This window comes from Terriglobia bacterium (assembly GCA_020073085.1).
Lineage (GTDB): Bacteria > Acidobacteriota > Terriglobia > JAIQFV01 > JAIQFV01 > JAIQFV01.
The window spans coordinates 1-2645 of sequence record JAIQFV010000066.1 but is presented as its reverse complement, the minus strand read 5'-3'; the positions used below and the strand labels follow the sequence as shown (position 1 = coordinate 2645).

Annotated in this window: 3 protein-coding genes; all 3 read right to left on the bottom strand. The window is 52.1% G+C overall.

Annotated features, from left to right (window positions below):
• Positions 1-535 precede the first annotated feature (535 nt).
• From LAO21_23200 to LAO21_23190, 3 genes are read right to left on the bottom strand one after another with little or no spacing between them, the layout of a single operon-like run.
• Positions 536-1015: a PIN domain-containing protein gene (locus tag LAO21_23200; protein ID MBZ5555624.1), complete on the bottom strand. Its 480-nt coding sequence runs from the start codon at positions 1013-1015 to the stop codon at positions 536-538.
• A 1-nt stretch (position 1016) separates the two neighbouring features.
• Positions 1017-1979, bottom strand: coding sequence for a hypothetical protein (locus LAO21_23195; protein ID MBZ5555623.1), 963 nt, complete (start codon positions 1977-1979; stop codon positions 1017-1019).
• A 35-nt stretch (positions 1980-2014) separates the two neighbouring features.
• Positions 2015-2218: a hypothetical protein gene (locus tag LAO21_23190; GenBank protein ID MBZ5555622.1), complete on the bottom strand. Its 204-nt coding sequence runs from the start codon at positions 2216-2218 to the stop codon at positions 2015-2017.
• Positions 2219-2645: the final 427 nt, after the last annotated feature.

Below are 2645 nucleotides of genomic sequence, written 5' to 3'. Positions count from 1 at the left end.
AGATCAAGCTTTGATCGGCACGGATAGAAGGTCGTTCCGGGACAATTCCAGGAATTTCCCGAACTGAAAAAAGAGCCACCAAACCCGAGCAGAAAAGCAGCGCACAAGGAGCTTGACAAAAACAGCCTCATAGAAGGCTTCCACAATTACACAATTCCAGCCGATCTGTCACAGAAGCGTCCGTGTTAAGGGAGAGGGCTGGCGGTTTCCGCTGGTACTATGTCTGGCACGGGAGTGCTGCGGGCTCACCCTGAAAGAGTTGGGCCAAGGGGTGGATGGTCTCAGGCCTACCAACGTCGGCGAGGCGGTGCTTAAGTATCACCAGCGGATGAGGAGGAAGGACCACAGGGCTGCCTGCTTGGCTCATGCTGTCTCCACTTTGTGGAATGTGGAAGCCTCACCCTAAGTTCCAGTAAGAAATGCGGCCGTCAAGTCTAAATTGCCAATACTTATTGTTGCGGATGGAGACAATTGGAAATTTAGACTCCGCGAATTTTTATCATTTCAAGGATTGGGAGCATCCGAAAAGAGCATTCTATGGCGCAACATCATTGACGGTCGCCTTTTGATCAATGTAGATGACTTTCAGAAAAATCCCATCGAGGTGATCAAAGTCGTGGTCGATTGATAGAAGTGTTGCATTCAAGACCGAAGCCGTTGCCGCTATCCATAGATCGTTCTTGCCCATATTTCTCGGAGACCCCCCTTCCGGCCACTTTTTTGTCGGATGTTTCCCGTGACTGTAGGCGTCGATCTCCGCGTATCTCTGGATGATTTGGTCGCTATTGATATCGGCGAAGGGGATTCGATTCAGAAGTTTTTCGAGGGCTGACTTCTTCTGATCTCCCCACCCAAACTGGATTGCCAGGGAATAAATCTCGCCTTTGCTAACTATCGATATCAGTGGAATGTTGGGTGGATGGGAGACCGCGTATTTCTTTTCGATGTATTCGGCGTAACCGGCCCCGCGGACATAACCCAGCAAAATTCCGGTGTCGAGAATGTAGGTTGGCATCTCAGCCCCGCCCTGCGGGGTCCGGTCTCTTCAGCGCAGCAAGGAGTTCCTCAATCGATTCCTCTCCCGGCCATTTCCCCCAAATCTCGGTCAAGAAGCTCCTTGCCTCTTGCTTTAGAGGATAAGATTCAAACAGCTCTCGCACCGACCCTGTGGCTGAAACCTTTTCAAACATCTCTTCTCCGGCCTCCATCGGCTTGATGACCTCAGCCTCCACCAAGCGCACTTTCCGAGACGGGCGGAAGTGAACTGTTCCTTTCACCGTGACCTTTTTCCCCCAAAACTGACGCATTTTTTCCTCGTCCAAGAAGTGAGGATCGATGGTTCCCGGAATGCGTTCGTCATTACTCAGCACCAGTTGAAACCGCTTACGACTGTGCTCGATGGTGTTAAAAAGGCCTGAGAGGACGAGCGCAATTGGCTCAGGCGTCCTGATCCGAAGTCGATGGATTTTATCCAACTCTTTTGGGCCCAATTCAAACTGCTCCCTGGGTCTGCGACGGCACCTGAGTTCTATCCCTTCAGCGTAATCTTTCAAAAAAGGATCAAATGAAAGCAAACCATTCAAAATCCCCGCGTCGTAAGTATCACTGTTTACATTTTCCGTGGTCGCATCCCGAACTGATTTGGACATCAGTGTAAGGACCGTATCTTCCGGGCTGGGGGTTGTATACCAGAGATCTTGCTGGCGAATTTGGTCTTTTGCAGTGTAACCCAGGAAGGGAGCCTCGATGTTCAGAACTGTTGATCCTTCTTCCAGTCCAGTGACGGTCAAATCCAGAGAGTCGGACAACCAGGCAGGCAGTCGCCCGCGCTTAACGCTGTCTCCTCCGATTGCCAAACGTAGGCCACGTTCTGAGCACACCAAGAGAAGGTCGCTGATTTCTTTCAACGCCTTGACTGCAATCGTGCCGTCGGGGGTTTTCAGCCCCTTGAGCCTCAGTTTGTACTTTAGAGTTTTCACTTTATCGGTCTTCTCGAAGACGTCCTCCTGGTTTGCTATTCTTGTAGATTATGCCTTGCTTGGAGACTGTTTGCCAGTTGTTGTTTGATGGCAAGAAGGAAGTTGGTGTTCGGCTCCGGCAATTGAAAACGGCGGGCCAAGTCCCAAAAATCCAACATAATGACGAGCGTCAGGTCTCTGCAAACGACAATTGAGCAGTTAGAGGAGAATTTTCGGGTCAGACCTTTCCATTTTACCATTCCAATTTTTCAGTTTTCATATGCTTCGATTCTGTCGCCCCGCAAGCGGGGCTGGGGCATTGAGGGGGCGCGCTCACCCAGCCCCGCCTTGCGAGGGCGCTCCCGTTGAGCGGGAGCGCCTCACCCTGGGCTACAGATCTTCCGGCCCTACGGGCCTGAGGATTGAATACCCCCACCGGGAGGTGGGGGATTGTTCAGGTTCAGCCTACCGGCCGGCGGCGCCAAAACTTGAATTCCACCAGCGGGAGCTGGTGGATCGTTCAAGTTCAGCCCCTCGGTAAAGCGGCAGAATTTTCGGGTCAGACCTTTCCATTTTCCCTTTCCAATTTTTTAGTTTTCATGGGCTTGAATTCTGTCGCCCCGCAAGCGGGGCTGAGATGTCATGGGAGGGGACTGGTACCCCGCCCTCGCTCCGCCCCGCAAAGAG